The sequence below is a fragment of the Leptolyngbya sp. UWPOB_LEPTO1 genome (genome assembly GCF_017302695.1).
GTDB lineage: Bacteria > Cyanobacteriota > Cyanobacteriia > Leptolyngbyales > Leptolyngbyaceae > Leptolyngbya > Leptolyngbya boryana.
In genome coordinates this window covers 20,521-41,199 of sequence record NZ_JAFLCJ010000037.1, presented here as the reverse complement: position 1 = coordinate 41,199, position 20,679 = coordinate 20,521, and the positions used below count along the sequence as shown (strand labels likewise).

Sequence of the window (20,679 nt, the reverse complement as noted above, 5' to 3'; positions counted from 1 at the left end):
TGATGTCGTGTGAACCGCAGTTCGGACAGGTTAGTAAGGGCTTGATCATCAAGAGTCAGCTCAAGTCAATCTCCTTTTCTATTATCGCTTCCTCTCTTTTCTACGTCCTTCCCTATAAAGCACTACCGGTACGCAGAGTCAACATAGCAAAAGGGCTTTCAAGAGATTTGTTTAGTTAGCTGGCTTCGTTTATAGGCTATGGCAGCAACCTAGAGTTTATTTCTGAACTCATCAATCTATTTTAAAGCCCTGCCGAGGAATCAGCTCCAGCAGCTTATTGAGATCAGCGTGGATCACTCCAGCATATTCGGAGTGACTAATATAGGCTTGGTTATTACATATGCAAATGTGCCGTGGACCATTACCTACACCACCTAATGGAACGGAAAGCAAATGCTGTAATGTATGTCGTTCAATAATTTCCAATTCATAGTTAGAACGATTTACTGAAATCAGGTAATCCTGATAAAGAGCTAAAGAAAGTGAATCAACGTGGTCATTCTTATTCTTAGTATTCGGTCTCGTTTTAATAAAGCTCAATATTTTGTTTGTTACCGTATCAAATATATAAATATTTTTAGGTGAACCCAGCATTCCAATATAAAGAGTTTTATTGTGGCGGTCATAGGCTATGCTCGATGCCCAACACCTCTCCAACTTGTCTTCCTCATCTATCGTTAGACTAACGTGAGAGATGTACTTATTTTCTGAAGGATTATATATAACAATAAAACAATTTGCCTCATCAACTTCTTCGTCGTTAGTTCTAGCTAAGTCTCTTACACTTGTTCTGTGTAAAGTTATATAAAATAAGCCGGAATCCGGATGGCAAAATGTATTTCCTATGTGAAGTGAAGGCTCAGGATAAGAAACAGCTTTAAACTGATAGTTTATTGGATTAATAATAAAAAATACTCCTAAGTTGTTGCTGGCAAAATACAACAATTTGTTTACAGAGCAATACGAGAAATTACCTTCTCCACCTACAGGAATACGTTTGATGACTTCTTTGGAATTTAAATCAATTACAAGAACAAATTCAGAAAAAATCTGACCAACAAATAGCTTATTGTCAACTAAAATCATATCTCCTGGTGGATATCTACGAATTACTGGTGCTTTCCCAAACTTCTTTTTTTCACTAAGTAAAGCTAGATTTCCAGCTTCATAGTTATCAAGATTTATATGGTTGAATTTTCTATCTTGTAATTTATAGAATTGCAGACAGCTAGAGCCAAAGTCGCTAATTATTAGCTGATCATCTGCTGCTATTGTCTGCGTGGGATAGCCATCTCTAGGAAATTGAATTAATTCCCATATTGTTTCGTTTGAATTTTCTTTTGTTAAACGCCTAGAGATTCGCCCATCAGACATCTCTTCTGCTTTAAGACTAAATTTTGGAGTATTAGAACTGCTATAAAAAGAAATTGAATGATGTACAAATTCAGAAATCCTCTTGATTGCTTCATAGGAGTAATCTGAATTTATACTAAGAGCTTCACAAGTATCATATTGTTTGACATCATTTAACCAGCGGGCTTTAAATTCGCGTAATCTGTCTGGAGTTAAATTTAATTGAAGCTCTCTTTTTGTGTGTGCTTCTCCATGATGATTAAGACAAAGGACTATTAAGTTTTCTTCAGCATGACTACGGGAATCACTAAATTCATGAATGTGGTGAACAATAATTCCTTGACTTCTATCACGACACACACAGCAAGTCATACGGCTCTCATAGAGAACTTTGTTTAATATTTCTAGCGGGATCGGAGGTCGCGGTTCTTGAAGCAGAGCTTGAATTAATTCTTCAGAAATTTCAAGTTCTTGAAGCCTATTTTTATCAAGGTTTTTTAGGGAGTTAAGACTATATCCATTACTTGCGAGGCGATTCGCTGTTTCTGAATCAAAACCACGCCTCATTAGAGCTTTAAATGTTCCTTTACCCATGTATAAACCTTAATGCACTTTCAGCAAAGTTAGAGGCAAGCTCAAATTAGTACACTTTCTCTAGCTCAAGTCTATTATATTCACTCGTATTTGCCAGTCCGCTAAAAATCCGGGAGCAGCAGATGCTGCTTAGCTTGAATGCCCCCCTCCCTGGCAACCGTTAATCCGACTCATTAGGTCGCTTCGTTAATTGGTTGAGGTATGCAGCAGCCCAATCTTAATGGCGGTCTTTCTGCTATCAAACCCTTCACAGTAGTGGGTAGAAGCAATTACCATTAGAGGAGTGTATCCGATTAAACCGGAGTACTTCTTATGATTTCATCAGAGCTAATCTCTACGTTGAAGGAGCTGAGCCGTCCAGACAAGTTCTATATCATGCAACTCCTGATTTCAGAGCTAGCGCAACAAGAAGCAGATTTGATTAAACCTGACCAAGCTTATCCAGTATGGTCACCTTATGATGCAGTTGAGGCAGCAGATACGATGTTAAAGGTGTTAAAGGCTTCCAAGCATCAAGATCATGCCTAATGTTGAACGATATCCCTTTACCTCTGGTGATTCGACATTAGGCGAAGCCAGTTTTCGTCCGTATTTATCATTCACCTTGTTTCACCAACAAGTTTCTGCTGCTGCATCAGGTTTGCTGGATACTGGAGCAAGTGTCAACGTATTGCCCTATTCAGCGGGGATCGAGCTTGGTTATGAGTGGGAACGGCAAACCACAGCCCTGAGTTTGACAGGCAATTTAGCTCAATATGAAGCGCGTGTTGTAATTGCTCAAGCAATCATTGGGCAATTTGAGCCTGTGCAACTGGTATTTGCGTGGACACAGGCTACCAATGTGCCGCTTATTTTAGGACAGGTAAATTTTTTCATGGAGTTTGATGTTTGCTTCTACCGTTCACAGCTAGAGTTTGCAGTCAGCCCCAAAGCCTCTGTTTCCAATTAGATTCCTCTTGGCTGTCACCTAATCTTCGGTGGCAGCAGGTAGTCAAAAGTCGTTTGTGCTTAGTTTAGGATTATTTGCTGCCGCTGTACTGCATCGTTAAGTTAGTCGTCCTTGAAAAACTCAAACACCCAATAAAATCAGGAGTTTCAGCCGATAGAAACAATCAAAAAATTGCAGTTAAATTGCAGTTTCAGTCCGAAATAACTGTAAATCCAGTTGCTCAGATGAACTATGCTGAACCATTTCAGGGATACCCATTCGATCCAACTCGTGCTCGATCGTCCTCGCATTGGGCGTTTAACGCCCCTTCTTAAAATCTGCCGAAATTCGATAGAGTTTTTCAAGGACGACTAAGTTAGATCAATTCACGAAAAAACGAGGGTCTACCAACTCAACCCTCGTTTTCATCATCCAAACTATTCACTATGCTTCGGGCAACCTTGCACTGGCGTAGGCATCAGCTACGACAAAAGCGGGAACACGTGTAGAGTAATCGATTTCATTTCCAGTCAAAGAGCGTGCCAGCTTTTCAAAAGAAACCGATCGCCAGTTGCGCTCATGAATCGGCTTCGATTGCTCACCCAAGAAATAAGTCATCGAACCCAATAGAGCAACTGCGACCCAACCGACAACAAATAGGCTAATCAAGATTACCATCGCAACCTCCTGTGAAGTTCTGTTTCTTTATGTAAACTAATGTAACAGAAATAATTCAGAAATGGCAATTTAATCGTGAGGTGTGATAACCGAACCCGGAGAATTATGAGAATTTTGAGGAGAATTTTGAGGATTAGATGAGAAAGGTGGAACAATCTGTTCTTCTTGTAAACGCTGGCTGAGTAGTGTGTACCGGCGTTTGTCTCGATATTGAGAAATTGCTTGACGTAAAGCTTGCGGCTGCCCGACTAAGATCGCTAACTGTTTCGCGCGGGTCAACGTTGTGTAAAGCCAAGGGCGGCTGAGCATTACAGTGTTTTGCATAAATAAAGGCACGATCGTGACTGGAAATTCAGACCCTTGCGCCTTATGTCCGGTAATGCTGTACGCCAGAGTCATCTGATCCCATTCTGTGCGCTGATATTCGACCCAATGTTCCTCAAACTGAACGCCTAAAATTTGTCTCTGAGCATCGTAGGTTTCAATAATGCCTAATTCGCCGTTCATAACTTCGCGATCGTAATCATTTTCCAACTGAATCACGCGATCGCCGATTCTAAATTTGCGCTCCTCAGCCTGAACCTCGAAGCCATCAGCCTGCGGTGGATTGAGCAACGCTTGTACAACGGCATTAATCGCTTTCGTGCCAATGTCTCCTTTGATCATCGGACAAAGAATCTGCACATCATTAAATGCGTTAAATCCAAGCCGAGGAATCGTTTCAGTAATCAATTGCTGAATACATTGAATGCCATGTTGAGGAGAATGTGAGGGCATCCATAAGCAATCCGATTGAGGAGTCGTCGAAAAGCGCTCAATCTCTGGCACTTCACCTCGATTCAGCGCGTGAGCATGACAGATAATCGCCGAGCTTTGAGCTTGCCGCCAAACTTGAGTTAACCGGATTACAGGCACTTGTTCAGACTCAATCAAATCTCGCAACACTGCACCCGCTCCAACACTGGGCAACTGATCAACATCGCCAACGATCAAGAGTTGGGATTGCAGCGAAACCGCTTTGATCAATGCGTTCGCAAGAAACACATCGGTCATGGAAAACTCATCCACAACAATGCAGTCTGCTTTGAGCGGTCGAGTGTGATCGCGCTGAAAGTAGCCACTACTGCGGTCATATTCCAAGAGCCGATGCAGAGTAGACGCGTCTCTTTGCGTTAATTCCGAAAGTCTGCGCGCGGCTCGCCCAGTGGGAGAAGCTAAAGCAACTTGTTTGCCCATTACTTCCCACAGTTCAACGATCGCGCGAGTTGTATGCGATTTTCCAACCCCTGGCCCGCCCGTCAAAATTACCACTCGCTGCGTTGCGGCTAAAATCACGGCTTGCCTTTGTTCTTGAGAAAGCAGCAGATCTGAAGATTCGCAGTACTGCTGCATCCAAGTTTCGACAAAATGATGATCAATTTCTAATGGCTCAAGAAGCAATAATTTCAGCCGAGTCGCGATCGACATTTCCGCGTAATAAAATGCAGGCAAGTAGTATCCCAACCGTCCCGGATACCGACGACTTTCTTCGACAACCAGTTCTTGAGTCGCAACCAGATAGACAATTTGATCCTCGATTTGTTCAGTTTGCGCTGCATAATCTGGACGAGCCAGCAATCGAGCAGTTCGCTCTACCAGAGTAGATTGCGGCAAAAAACAATGTCCATCTCGTCCAGCTTCTCGTAAACAATGCAAAATTGCACTGCGATAACGCGCTTCAGAATCCGGTTTTATTCCGAGTTGCGTGGCAATGCCATCGGCTGAGTGAAATCCAATGCCTCGAATATCCGCCGCAAGCTGGTAAGGATTTTGGGAAACAATCTCGATCGCGTCTTCTCCATAGCGCTTAAAGACTTTCACCGCTTGACTTCGACCAATGCCGTAAGTCTGTAGAAACATCATGATGCTATGAGTCTGTTTCTGCTCCAGCCAAGAGGACTGAATTATCGCAATTTTCGATTGAGCGATGCCTTTGACTTCAATCAGTCGATCGATGTCAGTCTCAAGAATGGTCAGAGTTTCTAACCCAAAGCGATCGACAATTCTTTTCGCCATCGCTGAGCCGATGCCCCGAATTGCACCACTACTTAAATAAGCTTCGAGACTCGCGATCGTATTCGGTAGTGCTTCACGATAATTTTCGACTTGAAATTGCAACCCGTAGCGAGAATGAGTGCGCCAAGTTCCACTGAGAATTAAAGACTGTCCTAAATTGAGGCTGGCAAAATTGCCGACAATTGTTACAACCTCGGCAACCGTCTGCAACCGAGCCACCGTGAATCCAGTTTCAGCCGAGGTAAATACGATCGATTCAATACTGCCTTCGAGTTCCTCAATGTTCATGATCAGGTTGGGGGCGGGCTGCGACTTCGCTCAATCCACGAAACGTATCGAAATGCATCGTTTTGCTTATTTTACGTCGTTCACCACAATCAATTTGGAGTAGGGAGTGGGGAGTGGGGGAATGAATGCGATCAGCAACTAGCCAACTTAAAGGATTTCCACCTCCAAATTTTCGGTTGATCGTTGATTGCACTTTCCCGCCCGTGATTGAAAATCGCGGTCTAACCGTGCGTAGTCCCTTTAGGGACTACCAGAATACAGCGATGCAGTCCCTTCAGTGGACTTCGCACAGTTAGCACGGGGTTTTAAACCCTGTGCGGGAGCACGCGATCAACAAATCAACCCGAAATTGATAGGTGGAATTATTTCTTCACCTCAACAGGCGTACCCACTTTCACCGCTTGATACAGCGCCACTACATCTGCATTTCTCATTCTCAAACATCCGTGTGAAACGGCTTGCCCTAGCAACGAGTAATCCTTTGTTCCATGAAATCCAATCAAAAGTTTTCCCTGCGAAGTAAACCCAATCCACCGTTTGCCCAACGGATTGTCCTGATCACCTGCCGGAATATGCTCACCCGTAATCGGATGCTGCCAAGTTGGATTCTCAACCATTTGAGACACTTTAAACGATCCAATGGGCGTTTCCCATCCTTCTTGCCCAATTGCGATCGGATAAGTTGCCTTTAATTTCTTTTTCTCAAACAGTCGCACCTTGCGATCGCTTAAATCGACCACTAATTTTGTCTCAATCACAGGCGACGGAGCAGGAGAAGCTTTGGGAGCAACCATCGCCTGAAAATTCGGCAGGTCAAATTTTGGCAACGCAGGCAACCGACGCACCTGGAAAAGCGCGATCGCGATTCCTGGGACAACGCAGATCATCATGAACGCTTTAGAAAGAGGAGACTCCTGAATCTTTGCCGCCATTTCCTTCTCAAACTGCTACTTTTTTCATTCTGCCCGGAACTCATCTGCCCGATTGTGAATCTTAAGACGCAAGCAGATTTTTCTTTTACACGGATACCATTGTCGCGATCGTAACGTAATTCATACGGGAATCCTTTGACCTAACCCGGAAAATTGGCGAATCTGCCGCAATCTTACCTAGGTTAGATAAAAGATTGAGTAAATCTTGATCCAAAGGGTGATCCCAAATTTACAATGCTGGCAACCTGTTCGTTTCGGTCTGAGTGAGGAGTGAGGAGTGAGTCATGAAAGAAAAGCTATTTCTAGCGATCGCCATCACAAGCGCAATTCTCTGTCTATATGATTGGTCTAGTCCAATTCGCGTCCGAAATACTACCCAAACTGAAGCGATCGCCGACCACATCGCTCGTTTACAGCTCGAAACTCTACCCTAAAGCGTATTTCTGTTGCTAGAGTTCTCCAACGAGAACATCTCCGATCTATCCTGGATAGGATCACTCGATCAAAAACTAGGCAACTGTGAGGAACTTTCTCAAACCCGTTGGGGTCATCAAAGGTGGAACGTAGAAAATACCGTCATCCGCCCATGAGTCAGTCCCTTCCTGTATCCTGGTCATCGATCGAGCCAAAGGTTCATCAGAGTCCAGTGCAAGCAGAAAAACTCTCCAATTACGATTTAGTGTTGCAATGTCAGACCGGACATCGCCCGGAGAAAGCCGTGTTTGCGGAACTCATGCGGCGGTATCAGTCTCATGTCGATAAAGTTCTCTATCATTTAGCACCGGATTGGCAAGATCGTGCCGATCTGGCTCAAGAAGTCTGGATTCGGGTCTATCGCAACATCACCCGACTGAATGAACCTGTCAAGTTCCGAGGTTGGTTGAGTCGGATTGCGACCAATTTGTTTTACGACGAGCTTCGCAAACGCAAACGCAATACCGCACCCCTGTCTTTGGATGCACCTTTATCCGTGGATGATGGAGAGGTAGATTGGGAAATCGCCGCAGCAACACCCGGACCTGATGAAGATCTCACCACTCGGGAATTCTACGATCAGCTCAACGAAGCGATCGCTGACCTCCCCGAAGTCTTCCGTACCACGATCGTGTTACGTGAGATTGAGGGCATGGCATATGAAGAAATTGCTGAACTCACTGGAGTGTCACTCGGAACTGTGAAATCGCGGATTGCGAGAGCGCGCCATCGCCTCCAATCGCAACTTCAACAGTACCTTGATGGACAATAATTTTAAATTCTCCGTGATATTGCTAAGACTTCAGATTGGCTTTGTTAATATGCTCTCAGATGTATCTCCGCAAGAGCTTTAATATTCTGAGGAGTGAGTGATTACGAGGAGTGGTTAAGTACACTGAAAATCGTTTGATCTCTGGGCATTCATAAGTGAAGTGACTCTCGATGAACTCCAATTTTGATTCGCTGAATAACGATATGCAATCTCCGCTCAATTCACAGTTAAACGCACAAGCCCGCGATCGCTTCGAGTTACTCAGTGCCTATCTCGACGGAGAAGTGACAGCCAGTGAGCGCAAACAGGTCGAAGAATGGTTAGCAACCGATGCTTCGATCCAACAGCTTCACGCTCGCTTGCTCAAACTTCGTCAGGCATTTCGCTCGATTCCTGCCCCCGCTCCCGTTCAATCTGTTGAGCAAACAGTTGAACAAGTCATGGCAAAAGTCGATCGCCGTCCAAAACTCCGCTTGGTCTGGGGAGGGGCTGCCATTGCTGCTGCCTTTATGGGTGCCGTGACGCTCTTTAGTGTTCGTCAGCCCCAAATGGCACAAGTTCAACCCAAAACTCAACCGACTCTTGAAGCTCAGCAGCAGCCCTCTGACTCTGACATGATGGTGGCGCTCGATCGCCCAGTTGTGTCAATTAAGATGGCAAATTCTCAACCGCCTTCACGTCAACGCAACTAATCTCAGGTTTGCTGAAGATTTCAATCGCCCGTGGTTATTTCACTGCGGGCGATTTTTCTGCCAAATTCCGCTGGGAGTCAGAATTCCCTTTAAGCGATCGACTTGCTCTTGCATCATCACATACGTCCAAGCTTTCCCTAGTGAGATTTGGTTAAGATCGAAAACTTCAATTTCCTGGCGCTGATAATCGTTCCCTGATCCGAACGGTTCGATCTCGGTTGGATCATGTTGTTCGTAGTCATCCAGAATTTCTAATATCTCGGCATTCTGGAAAGTTAGAAGATAGCCATACGTGATCCCATTTCCAGGAACTATTGCCGGATAACCTAGCTGTAAATGATAGAGAGACGCGTGAGCGATCGCGCTCTGGCTGGAAATAACGCGATCAGCACAGAGCACATACTGACTTTCACCAGGCTTGAGCGTGCCGTACACAAAGACCCGAATCATTCCTCTTCGCCTGCATGATACGAACTACGGACAAGAGGAGCCGATCTCACATGAGAAAATCCCATCGCTTTGGCAATCTTGCCGAAATGCTCGAACTGATCCGGATGCCAATATTTCTGAACAGGCAAATGGTCTAAAGAGGGACGCATATATTGACCGATCGTTACGCGATCGCACTGGACGGCTCTCAAATCCTGAAGTGTCTCAATCACTTCTTCTTCAGTTTCACCATGTCCTAACATCAAGCCTGATTTGGTGGGAATCGTCGAATCGAGGTCTTTGACGATTTCTAAAACTCGAAGCGTGCGATCGTATTTCGCACCTCGGCGCACGGGAGCCTGTAACCGCTTGACGGTTTCAATATTGTGGTTATAGCAAGCGGGTTGCGCTTTCACGATCGTCTCAATTCGCTGACGCTGCAATTCTTCTGCGGAAAACCCTTCTTGTTTTCCGCCCCAAAAATCAGGGGTCAGCACTTCAATCTGAGTCTCCGGATTCAATTTGCGAATTTGCTGCATCGTTGCTGCAAACCAACCTGCTCCTTGATCCGGGATGTCATCTCGTGCCACCGAAGTTAGCACGACGTATCTCAAGCCGAGTAATTGAACCGATTCCGCAACTTTCTGCGGTTCTTCCGCATCCAACGGCATGGGCGCGTGCCCTTTATCCACCTGACAGAACGCACACGATCGCGTACAAGTTGGCCCCATCAACAGAAAAGTTGCTGTCTTCTGGGCATAGCATTCTCCCCGATTTGGACAGCGTCCTTCCTCACAAATCGTGTGAATTTGGCGCTGTTTAATAATCTGCTGCACAGTTGAAATATCACTGGCATTCCCGATCGAGCGGCGTAACCAGTCTGGCATCGCAGCAACCAAGGCACGACGTTCAGAAATTGTCGAAGGATTCGTTTGGGAAGACATAAACGGGGGAATGCTAGGGGTCAGATGAATAAAAACTTGGCAAAAGCCAACAGCTTAGAAGATAAAGTTTTGTTGCCTATGTCAATTATAAAGTGAGAAACTCATCGGCTCGACGCTGTAGTGTTCCTTCACGAAAAGTCAGTATCATTTAGCACGATCGCGGCTATCATTTCTACTGCTGAGTTTCTCGGTCAGGGGTGCAGTATTCACGGGTCGCATCGTTTTCCCGACCATCCTGACCGATGTTGTTTCCCAGATCACCCGTAGAGGAGTTCAGTTGTGGCTAGTCACAAAGTTATTGTTATCGATGATAGCGCCGTGATTCGGAACATGGTGCGTGACATGTTGCCGAAAGGCAATTTTGAAGTTTTGGAAGCAAAAGACGGAGTGCAAGGGATTACCCTGATTCGTCAGGAGCGTCCAACTCTGATTATGTTAGATTTCCTGCTGCCGCGAATGAGCGGTTGGGAAGTGTACCAGCAAATTCAGAGCCAGCCTGAACTACAAACGATTCCTTTAGTACTGATGTCGGGACGTAAGGAAGAGGTTGAGGAGAAGCTGCAAGAGCCGTTTGAGTATTTTGAGTTTGTGCAGAAGCCATTTGACCAGAAGGGTCTAATTGATGCCATTAAAACGGCAATGGCAAAAGCGAAGCGTCGTCCGGCTCCAGTTGCTCCAGTTGCTCCGGTTGCTGAGACCACAAGTGGCGCAGACGCAGCTGAAATTGCAGCACTGAATCAGAAGATCGTGAAGATGCAGGCTGAAATTGATGGAATGAAGAAGCAAATGGGTCAGCTTTTAGCGTTTGTGAAGCAGAAGTTGAAGTAATTTTGATGAATATAGGGCGCTACGGAAGTTCTCACCTCCGTAGCGTTTTTTATTGAGCAGGTTTCCATGTCCCATGAAATCCGAGAGGGATGACTTCCGGCAATGCTAATCGACATACGGGCTGATCATCTAAATGCTCACTATCGAACACCCAAACTTCACTACTATCTGTACGCGCATCGTAAACAACGGTGATAATCCAACCTTGATTAGCATCGATCGCATCAGGTGCGTAAATCGGTTCCATTGGATAGCGATTCTCCCCACAGTCAGCTTCGATCAGCGTTTCAGTTTTCCGATCGAATCTCCCGATCGCGCCAAAGAAATCTTTCGTCGAATCACTGCCCTTACGATGCATTGCGAAATAGGTATAGCGCCAGTCTTGCCCCACATCGACTGGGTTTACCACCGGAAATTCTAAGTGTCGATCGACAAGTTCCTGCTGCTCGAATACTTGCCCCGTTTTCGGATTGACTCGAACTTGCCACAGAGTTGATTTTGCGAATGTATGAGTCTCGCCAGTCGCAACCTGTCTGAGGTATTCATTGGTGTTGAAGTCGGGAAGGCGGATAATATCGACGATCGCATTGCCATCCTCATCCACACAAGCATTGCCAAAATGCCATTGATACCAAGGATCAGTTTCGCCTTTGCTCACCAGTTGTAGCGTTTCTCGATCGAAGACCAATACTTGAGTGCCGAGTTCTGGTTTCCAGTCGAACGATTCGCTAAAACTCTTAATTCTTGCTAACAGCAGGAACGGATTTAACCGTACAGGCGAAACAAAAAAGAGTAAATACTGACCTGCCATCACAAAATCGTGAATGAGCGGAAAGCCGTCTAGGGTGTAGCTATTTCGCTGCTTGAGTTTGCCATTTGCATCGACACAATACAAATTCAGAACCGGGTCTTTCCCAACGGTCACACCGAAATTGTAGATATCTCCGGTTTTGGGGTCACGTTTTGGATGAGCAGAAAAAGGAATTGACTCGGGTAAGCCTCCTAAAGGGTCAGGTTCTCCAGTCTCTAAGGTTTCTAGATTGAGCGTGTACGGATGTGCGCCTTCCCAGAGAGCGAGTAAGCGATCGCCCAATGCCAACACTGAGGTATTTGCCGCATTTTTCAAGCCTTTCGTAAATCGATTGATCAATCCTCCGGGTGGCAACATGCCATAACCGCTATACATCAATCGCCCCGCCCGTTCTTCATCTAGAAATTCTGGCGTTTCCACATAGCGATAAACGCCCGTTGCGCCCGCCTCTCTGAAATGCACAGCTAAGATTGCGCCATCGCCATCAAACCAATGTCCAACTCGCGTATTTCCGCGTTCTAGGCGACCGGGGCCGTTGCGGTAGAGTGAGCCTCTCAAGCCTTCGGGAATTTTGCCAGATAAAATTGGCAGAGTCGTGGCTGAAAAGCCTTTGGCAGTATGAAGAACAGATTGAGTCCAAGGTTGTGATTTTACAGCGGTGACCATAATTTTTTTCTTAGTTTAGTAGCTTGCCATCTTCGAGTTCGACAATTCGATCGGCGATATCTAAAATCCGGTTGTCGTGAGTGACGAGTAAAATCGTGCAGCCTTGTTCTTGGGCAAGTTTTTGCATCAGTTCAACGACATCTCGACCGGATTTTTTATCGAGTGCAGCAGTCGGCTCATCGGCAAGAACAATTTTTGGATGACTCACTAGCGCACGAGCAATCGCGACTCTTTGTTTTTGTCCACCCGATAAGTCTGCGGGATAGTAATCCATCCGATGTTCTAATCCGACCGCAGTGAGAATTTCTTCTGCCATTGTCGAAGCAGTTGTATAAGGGGTTTCGCTTAATTCTAGCGGCATCATGACGTTCTCTCGTACAGTGAGACATTCGAGAAGGTTGTGTGCTTGAAAGATGTAGCCTAACTGCTGTCTTGCTTGAACAAGCTGAAGTTTGCTGGCATTTGAGAGGTTTTGTCCGAGAACATTGAGCGTGCCGGATTGCGTCGATCGTAGACATCCGATTAAGCTCAAAAGCGTTGTTTTACCTGAGCCGGAAGGCCCGGTCATGATTACAATTTCGCCGCTTTGAATGTCGAGATTGATGCCAGACAGAACTTGTTTTTTGAGTTGACCTTGACCGTAGTAATGATCGAGGTTTTGAATGGAAATTGCGGTGTTCATGATTAGAAAATATCTGCGGGGTCAGCCGATCGCAGTTTTCTGACCGAAATTGCGGCTGAGATTGTACACATCATTGCAGTTAGCATTAACACAAATGTTGCTCGTCCTATGGTCATCACCATGGGTAAAAGTGTTGCTTGTCTTGTGACTTGATAAAAGCCTAGAGAAATCGCAAACCCAGGCAGAAATCCAATAAATGCCAGAATCAGTGCTTCTTGGAAGACAACTGAAAGCAAATAAGTATCTCGAAATCCAATTGCTTTCAGCGTTGCATATTCCGGTAAGTGATCAGATACGTCACTGTAGAGAATCTGATAAACCACAACTGCACCCACGATAAAACCAATCACTGCACCCAAATCAAATACATAACCGACGGGCGTGCTCGTGTTCCAAAAACTCTTTTCTTGCTCCATAAATTCCGCTTTTGACATGATTCGGACATCATTTGGCAAGCCCGATCGCAGATTTTGCAGCACTTGATCCAAATTCGCATCCGATCGCAGTTTCACGACTCCCACATCAATCAAGCCTTTCTGCCGCCGCTCTCGAAACATCCGTAAAAAGTTCAAATCGCTCGTGATCATGTGCCCGTTAATTCCAAACGAAGTTCCGAGCTTAAACAATCCAACAACATCGACTCGTCGATGCTCAACTTCAGTCGTCACATTACCCGAAGCTTGAAATAATTGCGGAATCCTCCCAAATTCTTGCCGCGCTCCTGCATCAAACAGTACAGTATCAGGGCGTTTTAGCAATTCAGTATTTGATTTCACTTCTGGTAACAGAATTGTTTGATCATCTGGATTAATGCCAATTGCATAAAGATTCCAAATCTGCTGATTTTCTGGATTCTTCCACTGAACTGGGCTGAGATAAACGGGCGTGACTGATTCAACTCCTGAATAGCCTAATGCTTGATACAATCGCCGTTCTGTAAATCGATCGAGAGAAATTACGGCTTTATAGCGATCGCTGACTAGAAAAATCTCGCCATCCAAAACCTGATGAAGCTGAACGGCTCCTTCAAATAACGCACTGCGAAATCCCATTTGCAAGAACATCAAGACATCGGCAAAAGCAATTCCCGCGATCGCAACAATCATTCGTCCCCGTTCTTTGGTCAGTTGCTTCCAAGCTAACGGAATTCTGCGTTTCAGCATAAAAGCCTCAATTAAATCGATGGTTTTGGTGCGCGATCGAGGGATGCGTCAATGAGCTAAATCGACCGCTCGTAAACATTGCCGTTTCAGCCTCTTCCCAGGTTGTTGAGGTTGCCCTTTCTGATTGCCAATGAACGACCGAAGCTTCATCACACCAATTTTGCAGTTTTGGCATGACTTCTCGGTGAGAACCCGATCTCATAAACGATCGCATCGATGCTTCATCTTCCCAAACCGTCTTTGTCCAAAACACATTTTTGCCCGCTGCTCGAATGGTTGAAGCTAAGTTGCCTTGAGCTTGTTTTGCTTGTTGATTGCTTTTGAAGGAATACCAGAGAAATGCTGGAAGAAATCGAACAGAGCGCACTCGTAAGCGCGTGACAGAAATTAAGGGCATTGTTTTACTCCTAAAATTAGTGAAGATCAGTAATTATTGAAGGCCGATCGCGATTTGCAGTTTCATATTCGTTAAGCCTGCAACGCTCTGACTGTCCTCTGGATCGAGTCGAACTTTGACTTCAACCACTCGCGCATCGATCGATGCCGCTGGATCGGTGTTCAAAACATCTTTCTTGGCAACTTCTAAGCCAATTTCGTCTACTTTGCCTTTGAGCGATCGTGCGAGTTTTCCACCCGATACGCTCGTCATCGTTGCTGCCTGTCCGACTCGAATCTTTGGCAAATCGGTCTCATACACTTCGGCAACGGCATACATCACATCCGTTTGCCCGATCGAGACAATTCCATTTTTGCTATCGATGATCTCGCCTTCCCAGGTATGAACTTTGAGAATCTGCCCATCTCTCGGCGCACGAACGACTGTTAAATCCAGCTCTGCTTGAGCTTGTTGAACAGCAGCGATCGCACTTTGCACCTCTGCCTGTGCTGCCTCGATATCCACCGGACGCACCTCAGCAATCCGATCTAACGTGGCTTCGGCTTCTTTGACTTGTTTCGCGATCGTTTCGGCTGCCTGTCTTCGATTGGCTTTTGCTTCTGCTAATTGCTGACGCGAAACGTCTAAGGTTAATCGCTTCCCATCTTTGAGAGAAGTGGAAATCGCACCCTGTTTTTCTAAGAATTCGTATCGCTGAAATTCCAATTCGGCATTTTTTACTTCTGCTTCTAATTTCGCGATCGCCGCATCTTTCGCGGTCACATCCTCACGCAATTGCACTTCAGTTCGAGCAATCGTTGCCTGCTGCGCTGAAATCTCGCCTCGCTTCGCTCCTGCCTCGACCTGCGCCAATTTTGCTTGAGCAATTCCGACTCGCTTCTGGGCTTGAGTTAAAGCTGCTAAAGCGCGATCGTGCGTATCCAACACGGCAATGATTTGACCTTTGCGGACTCGATCTCCCAACTTCACCCGCAATTCAGCAATTCGACTTCCAGGCGGATTGGCTGCCAGTTGGATCACTTCTCCTTTCGGTTCTAATCTCCCCAATGCCGTTATCGCTTGAATGGCAGGAGCATCAGAAATCGCAACTGCCACCGTTTTCGGACGAAATTGATAGAGCGCGATCGCCCCAAACGCTGTCAAAATAACCGCAATTCCAATCGATCGTGGTTGAATCTGCTGCATAGTTTTAACTCCTAATTACTATGCACTTAGTTGCATAACACTTGCTAGAATATATGCAACTAAGTGAATATGTCAACAGTTTTGTATGCAAAAAATTGCATTTAAGATTCAAATGGTTTGAGGTTCAAATTTATGGCATTGAGTCACGCAATTTTGGCTCTTTTAATCGACAGCCCTTACAGCGGCTACGATCTGGCAAAAGATTTTGATCAGTCGGTGAATTTTTTCTGGAAGGCAACGCACCAGCAAATTTATCGCGAACTCAGCAAGCTCGAAGAGCAGGCATTGGTTGAAGTCAGCACGATCGCGCAAGCAGGACGACCCGACAAAAAGCTCTATCACATCACCAAAGCGGGCGAAACATTCTTAATCGAATGGCTGCTCCAACCTTGTGAAGTCATGCCGATCAAAGAAGACTTGCTCGTGAAACTTTGGGCAGCGCAATTGATCCCCGTTGCTCATGCGATCGAACAGTCCGCTTCCGTTGCCAAACTAATCGAAGAATTCCAGCGACATCGAGAACTGCATCAGCAGCGACTCGCGACGTATCACCAAATCGAGCGCAAATTTTATCCAGATTCCGATCATCTGCCAATTGCCCAAAAATACCGTTACCTTGTGTTGCGGCGCGGCATTCGCTATGAAACAGACTATATCGAATGGTGTGATGAAGTTCTCAAACTATTCGCAAATCAAGCGGAAGGCAAGGGTGTCTGATACAATGAACGGCGTTGTCAATTAGATGTACATCCTTTGAGTCAATCGATCGACGATCTACCTAAAGTAGATGATTTTCTACAAGAACTCGCCACGATTCAGCAAACAGGGTCGAAACGGATTGCGATTCTCGGTTCACGCCACGTGCCGATTACGCACCAAACTCTGATTGAACTGATGACGTATGCGTTGGTTTTAGAAGGGAACCGGATTATTACGTCGGGTTCGACCGGGACAAATTTTGCTGCAATTCGAGGAGCATTACGGGCTGATCCGTCGATGTTAACGGTGATTTTGCCGCAAGGACTCGATCGACAACCCCGTGAGTCTCGTGAGCAGCTTGAAACCGTCATGCATTTAGTCGAGTGTCCAGAGAATAATAGCCTTTCTCTTGGCGAAGCGAGTGCGCTCTGTAACCAGGAAATCATTTCTCGCTGTCAACAGCTCATTTCGTTTGCGTTCCATGATAGTCACACGCTGCTACAAACCTGCCGCGATGCTGAAGATCAGCGCAAAGTTGTGACATTGTTCTATTTCGACTAAATTTTTATGTTGTTTGGATTGTCCGTCCCGAGCTTGCTGCTGATTGCGATCGCGGTCGCAGTCGTGTGGATTTATGTGCCATTTTTAGTTGTTGCGTACGCCCGCGCTCAGATTGGGTATCTCACGAACAAAGAAATGATGGCAGCCCCGCGCGCCACCTTTGATCAATTGCCGGACTATGGAAAGCGAGCTACTTGGGCACATCAGAATGCGCTCGAAGCCTTTCCGATTTTTGCCGCAGCAGCCTTGATGGCGTATGTGACTCATCAAACTTCCGCATGGGCAGGATGGGCAGCGATCGCTTGGATCGTGGCACGATTTCTGTATCCTATTTTTTACATTCTGAATCTCTCCATTTTGCGATCGTTGATGTTCGGAATTGGCTCAGTTTGCAGCTTTACGTTAATCGGACTAAGCTTGATCAGCACGCTCTAAAAGACTTTTTTGTTTTATGGCTTCTACTTTTTCGTTTGATATTGTGAGCGACTTCGATCGTCAGGAACTCGTCAATGCGATCGACACAACGAAGCGCGATGTTCTCAGCCGCTACGATCTCAAAGACACGAAAACGGAGATCGAGTTGAATACTGACGCGATCGTAATTAACACCGATAGCGAATTTACCCTAGATGCAGTGCATACGCTGATGCAACAGCGAGCTGCAAAACGGAATCTGTCCTTGAAAATTTTCGATTATGGCAAGGTTGAATCCGCGAGCGGAAGTCGCGTTCGACAAGAAATTAAGTTGAAAAAAGGCATCAGCCAAGATATCGCGAAGCAAATCACCAAAATTATTCGCGATGAATATAAGAAAGTTCAAGGTTCAATTCAGGGCGATGCAGTTCGCGTCACAGCGAAGTCAAAAGATGATTTGCAAGCCGTGATGCAGCGAATGAAACAAGAAGATTTTCCGGTAGCATTGCAGTTCACCAATTATCGGTAAGCTCATCGTCTAAAGTTTCTTGAGTTGGAGCATAAATCGAGAATGTTACTCGAATTGATGCTCCTTCTATTTTTCTTAATATCTGAATAACTGTTCATATGTTAGGTTAATAAGGAAAAGATTGGAGAATCAACCATGGCAACCGTAACTCAGATGAAATGTGCGTGTGAAGCTTGCCTGTGCATCGTGTCGATCGAGAATGCAGTCAAGAAAAATGACCATTTCTATTGCAGCGAAGCCTGTGCAGAGGGACATCCAAACGGACATGGGGATTGTGGTCATCAAGGCTGTACCTGCTAATTGAAAAAACCGCAGAAATAATTTCTGCGGTTTTTTCACAATTCATTTTCAAGTGACTGTGAGGCAATATCGCGATTACAGACTTGACATGACCGATTTTGCGGCTGCGATCGTTTGATCGATATCCTCATCGGTATGAGCTAGAGAGGTAAATCCAGCCTCAAACTGCGACGGAGCCAGATAGACACCTTGCTCTAACATGCCGCGATGGAACTTGCTGAATTTGCTGAGATCCGATTTTTTCGCGTCTTCGTAGTTATGAACGGGCCCTTCGGTAAAGAAGAAGCCAAACATTCCACTGATCGAACCACCACACGCTGCATGACCTGTTTCTTTCGCCGCATTCAGCAAGCCAGCGATCAGACGAGACGTAATGCGATCGAGAGTTTCATAAGTTCCCGGCTGCCGTAGCAATTCCAAGGTCTTAATACCAGCCGTCATCGCCAGAGGATTACCTGAAAGCGTGCCAGCTTGATACATCGGGCCTGCAGGAGCAACCATTTCCATAATGTCCCGACGACCGCCGTAAGCGCCGACCGGCAAGCCACCACCGATGACTTTACCCAAGGTCGTCAAATCAGGAGTAATGCCAAATTTCTCCTGTACTCCACCGTAAGCAATCCGGAAGCCCGTCATCACTTCGTCGAAGACCAACAGCGCGCCATACTCGCGAGTCAATTCACGTAGACCTGCTAGAAAACCAGGCTCAGGCACAATGAAGCCAGAATTTCCAACGATCGGTTCTAGCATCACACCAGCAACTTCACCTGGATTTTCTTCAAATAACTTCTTCACCGCTTCCAAATCGTTGTAAGGCGCAGTGAGGGTACTCGCTGCGGTTGATTTGGGCACACCTGGAGAATCGGGCAATCCGAGCGTTGCCACACCAGAACCTGCTTTCACCAAGAACATGTCCGCATGTCCGTGATAGCAACCTTCAAACTTGATGATTTTCTCGCGTCCGGTGAATGCCCGCATTAGGCGCAATACGGACATACAAGCTTCTGTACCAGAATTCACGAAGCGCACCATTTCAATGCTGGGAACCGCATCGATGACCATTTCTGCCAGCACGTTCTCGAGAGCGGAAGGCGCACCGAAACTTGTTCCTTTTTCGGCAGCCTCTTGAATCGCACGAATGACTTCAGGATGAGCATGACCGCAGATTGCCGGCCCCCATGTGCCAACGTAATCGATGTATTGATTGCCATCGACATCCCAAGCATAAGCACCTTTGACGCGATCGAAGACGATCGGTTGACCACCTACCGATTTGAATGCTCGTACCGGAGAGCTAACGCCACCGGGCATCAGCTTTTGAGCGGCAGAAAAAATCTCATCTGATTTGGTGGTTTTTAAATTGCCAGTGATCAAAGTTCTCTCCTTACTCCGTCAGAAAAATCGGAGTCGCTGAAAAAAGAGGCGATTCATTACCGCCTCTTTTGATAACTACATCATCTTAACCAGATCGCGAAACCGCATGGTAATCATTCGTCTCAGAACCCGCTGGAAACCTGAAAAAACAGGAGAACAACTCACTTGCGTATTTTTTGACTCGTTAAGATACAAACGTTCTAAGAACGATAAACAAATTTACTAGACGAACGCTCAAATTCGTGATACAAGTGTTCTAAAATCCCTTAATTGTTTGTATGTCCACCTAGGAAGTTTATGGAACCCCTTACCGAAGCCCAACAACAACTTTACGATTGGCTGGTTGACTATATCCGCGACCACCAACATGCTCCGTCAATTCGGCAGATGATGACCGCAATGAATTTGAAGTCTCCGGCTCCTGTCCAGAGCCGACTGGAGCACCTTCGGAACAAGGGTTACATCGGCTGGACGGAAGGACAAGCCCGCACGATTCGGATTCTCAATTCACATCCGCAAGGAATTCCGATCCGTGGCGCGATCGCAGCAACGAGTCTGGTAGAAACTTTTCCCGATGTGGAAGTTGAATATCTCGACTTATCGAACTTGCTGCTAAAACCAAGCCATTTTGCCTTAAAAGTGCGTGGTCATAGCATGATCGATGCGCTGATCGATGATGGCGATATTGTGATTTTGCAGCCTGTGAATGATGCAAGAACGATTAAAAATGACACGATCGTTGCGGCTCATCACCAGGGTAAAGCCACTTTGAAATATTTTGAGCGCAAAGGCAGCAAAGTCATTCTGAAGCCTGGTAATCCTAATCGTGAACTTTATCCGATTACTGAAGTTCCAGCTTCGGAAGTTGAAGTTCAAGGCGTTTTAGTCGGTGTTTGGCGCGGTTACGGCAAACTGTAAAGCTGCGTTTTTG

The 20,679-nt window shown here is 45.9% G+C and carries 24 protein-coding genes; 12 read left to right on the top strand and 12 right to left on the bottom strand.

What is annotated here, in order from left to right:
- Positions 1–231 precede the first annotated feature (231 nt).
- Entirely contained in the window at positions 232–1,947 is a 1,716-nt protein-coding gene (locus J0L70_RS29875; RefSeq protein WP_287456991.1) for an HNH endonuclease signature motif containing protein, read from the bottom strand.
- Positions 1,948–2,259: 312 nt separating this feature from the next.
- Here J0L70_RS29875 and J0L70_RS29870 point away from each other — a divergent pair, with 312 nt between their 5' ends.
- Positions 2,260–2,475, top strand: coding sequence for a hypothetical protein (locus tag J0L70_RS29870; RefSeq protein WP_287456990.1), 216 nt, complete (start codon positions 2,260–2,262; stop codon positions 2,473–2,475).
- A complete protein-coding gene (locus tag J0L70_RS29865; RefSeq protein ID WP_287456989.1) occupies positions 2,468–2,896 on the top strand; it encodes an aspartyl protease family protein in 429 nt (142 codons plus the stop codon). The genes J0L70_RS29870 and J0L70_RS29865 overlap by 8 nt, the downstream gene beginning before the upstream one ends.
- A 423-nt stretch (positions 2,897–3,319) precedes the next feature.
- Here the strand turns inward: J0L70_RS29865 and J0L70_RS29860 are convergent, their stop codons facing one another.
- The 3 genes from J0L70_RS29860 to J0L70_RS29850 all read right to left on the bottom strand — a co-directional run bounded on the left by J0L70_RS29860 (position 3,320) and on the right by J0L70_RS29850 (position 6,828).
- A complete protein-coding gene (locus J0L70_RS29860; protein ID WP_017291076.1) occupies positions 3,320–3,553 on the bottom strand; it encodes a photosystem II protein, Psb35-related in 234 nt (77 codons plus the stop codon).
- 69 nt (positions 3,554–3,622) lie between these two features.
- Positions 3,623–5,896, bottom strand: a complete 2,274-nt coding sequence (recD2, locus tag J0L70_RS29855; protein ID WP_287456988.1) for an SF1B family DNA helicase RecD2 — start codon at positions 5,894–5,896, stop codon at positions 3,623–3,625.
- Between the two features lie 362 nt (positions 5,897–6,258).
- Complete coding sequence (locus J0L70_RS29850; RefSeq protein WP_190649642.1) at positions 6,259–6,828, bottom strand: L,D-transpeptidase; 570 nt, start codon at positions 6,826–6,828, stop codon at positions 6,259–6,261.
- A 284-nt stretch (positions 6,829–7,112) separates the two neighbouring features.
- Here J0L70_RS29850 and J0L70_RS29845 point away from each other — a divergent pair, with 284 nt between their 5' ends.
- The 3 genes from J0L70_RS29845 (at position 7,113) to J0L70_RS29835 (ending at position 8,766) form a co-directional block, all read left to right on the top strand.
- Positions 7,113–7,262 (top strand): hypothetical protein, encoded by a 150-nt coding sequence (locus J0L70_RS29845; RefSeq protein ID WP_190649644.1) that lies wholly within the window; start codon positions 7,113–7,115, stop codon positions 7,260–7,262.
- Between the two features lie 152 nt (positions 7,263–7,414).
- Positions 7,415–8,074 carry a sigma-70 family RNA polymerase sigma factor gene (locus tag J0L70_RS29840; RefSeq protein WP_017291080.1) on the top strand — a complete coding sequence of 220 codons (660 nt, stop codon included), beginning with the start codon at positions 7,415–7,417 and terminating at the stop codon, positions 8,072–8,074.
- 170 nt (positions 8,075–8,244) lie between these two features.
- The gene (locus J0L70_RS29835; protein WP_017291081.1) at positions 8,245–8,766 is read left to right on the top strand and encodes an anti-sigma factor family protein; all 522 of its coding nucleotides are present in this window, start codon (positions 8,245–8,247) and stop codon (positions 8,764–8,766) included.
- Between the two features lie 39 nt (positions 8,767–8,805).
- Here the strand turns inward: J0L70_RS29835 and J0L70_RS29830 are convergent, their stop codons facing one another.
- Both J0L70_RS29830 and lipA read right to left on the bottom strand, forming a co-directional pair.
- A complete protein-coding gene (locus tag J0L70_RS29830) occupies positions 8,806–9,216 on the bottom strand; it encodes a gamma-glutamylcyclotransferase family protein (RefSeq protein ID WP_287456986.1) in 411 nt (136 codons plus the stop codon).
- Positions 9,213–10,139: a lipoyl synthase gene (gene lipA / locus J0L70_RS29825; protein WP_287456984.1), complete on the bottom strand. Its 927-nt coding sequence runs from the start codon at positions 10,137–10,139 to the stop codon at positions 9,213–9,215. Before lipA ends, J0L70_RS29830 begins: the two co-directional genes overlap by 4 nt.
- 279 nt (positions 10,140–10,418) lie before the next feature.
- On the opposite strand from lipA, the gene J0L70_RS29820 reads away from it, so the two are divergent.
- A complete protein-coding gene (locus J0L70_RS29820) occupies positions 10,419–10,967 on the top strand; it encodes a response regulator (protein ID WP_017291084.1) in 549 nt (182 codons plus the stop codon).
- Positions 10,968–11,016: 49 nt separating this feature from the next.
- Here J0L70_RS29820 and J0L70_RS29815 read toward each other — a convergent pair whose 3' ends face one another.
- The 5 genes from J0L70_RS29815 to J0L70_RS29795 are packed head-to-tail and all read right to left on the bottom strand — an operon-like array spanning position 11,017 to position 15,871.
- Positions 11,017–12,444, bottom strand: a complete 1,428-nt coding sequence (locus J0L70_RS29815) for a carotenoid oxygenase family protein (RefSeq protein WP_287456983.1) — start codon at positions 12,442–12,444, stop codon at positions 11,017–11,019.
- 10 nt (positions 12,445–12,454) lie between these two features.
- Positions 12,455–13,126: a DevA family ABC transporter ATP-binding protein gene (locus J0L70_RS29810; protein ID WP_287456981.1), complete on the bottom strand. Its 672-nt coding sequence runs from the start codon at positions 13,124–13,126 to the stop codon at positions 12,455–12,457.
- Positions 13,127–13,128: 2 nt separating this feature from the next.
- A complete protein-coding gene (gene devC / locus J0L70_RS29805) occupies positions 13,129–14,289 on the bottom strand; it encodes an ABC transporter permease DevC (RefSeq protein WP_287456980.1) in 1,161 nt (386 codons plus the stop codon).
- A gap of 7 nt (positions 14,290–14,296) precedes the next feature.
- Complete coding sequence (locus J0L70_RS29800) at positions 14,297–14,686, bottom strand: DUF3291 domain-containing protein (RefSeq protein ID WP_017291088.1); 390 nt, start codon at positions 14,684–14,686, stop codon at positions 14,297–14,299.
- A 33-nt stretch (positions 14,687–14,719) separates the two neighbouring features.
- Complete coding sequence (locus J0L70_RS29795; RefSeq protein WP_287456979.1) at positions 14,720–15,871, bottom strand: ABC exporter membrane fusion protein; 1,152 nt, start codon at positions 15,869–15,871, stop codon at positions 14,720–14,722.
- A gap of 132 nt (positions 15,872–16,003) precedes the next feature.
- On the opposite strand from J0L70_RS29795, the gene J0L70_RS29790 reads away from it, so the two are divergent.
- From J0L70_RS29790 to J0L70_RS29770, 5 genes are all read left to right on the top strand, one after another.
- Positions 16,004–16,588, top strand: coding sequence for a PadR family transcriptional regulator (locus tag J0L70_RS29790; RefSeq protein WP_017291090.1), 585 nt, complete (start codon positions 16,004–16,006; stop codon positions 16,586–16,588).
- A gap of 36 nt (positions 16,589–16,624) precedes the next feature.
- Positions 16,625–17,131: a hypothetical protein gene (locus J0L70_RS29785; RefSeq protein ID WP_017291091.1), complete on the top strand. Its 507-nt coding sequence runs from the start codon at positions 16,625–16,627 to the stop codon at positions 17,129–17,131.
- A gap of 6 nt (positions 17,132–17,137) precedes the next feature.
- Positions 17,138–17,566 carry an MAPEG family protein gene (locus J0L70_RS29780; RefSeq protein WP_190649658.1) on the top strand — a complete coding sequence of 143 codons (429 nt, stop codon included), beginning with the start codon at positions 17,138–17,140 and terminating at the stop codon, positions 17,564–17,566.
- 16 nt (positions 17,567–17,582) lie between these two features.
- Positions 17,583–18,074 carry a YajQ family cyclic di-GMP-binding protein gene (locus tag J0L70_RS29775; protein ID WP_287456978.1) on the top strand — a complete coding sequence of 164 codons (492 nt, stop codon included), beginning with the start codon at positions 17,583–17,585 and terminating at the stop codon, positions 18,072–18,074.
- A 135-nt stretch (positions 18,075–18,209) separates the two neighbouring features.
- A complete protein-coding gene (locus J0L70_RS29770) occupies positions 18,210–18,374 on the top strand; it encodes a metallothionein (protein WP_071596192.1) in 165 nt (54 codons plus the stop codon).
- Between the two features lie 75 nt (positions 18,375–18,449).
- On the opposite strand, the gene hemL is transcribed toward J0L70_RS29770, so the two are convergent.
- Positions 18,450–19,748 (bottom strand): glutamate-1-semialdehyde 2,1-aminomutase, encoded by a 1,299-nt coding sequence (gene hemL, locus J0L70_RS29765; RefSeq protein WP_017291095.1) that lies wholly within the window; start codon positions 19,746–19,748, stop codon positions 18,450–18,452.
- A 297-nt stretch (positions 19,749–20,045) separates the two neighbouring features.
- Between hemL and lexA the strand changes: the two genes are divergently transcribed.
- Complete coding sequence (gene lexA / locus J0L70_RS29760; protein ID WP_017291096.1) at positions 20,046–20,666, top strand: transcriptional repressor LexA; 621 nt, start codon at positions 20,046–20,048, stop codon at positions 20,664–20,666.
- Positions 20,667–20,679 lie beyond the last annotated feature (13 nt).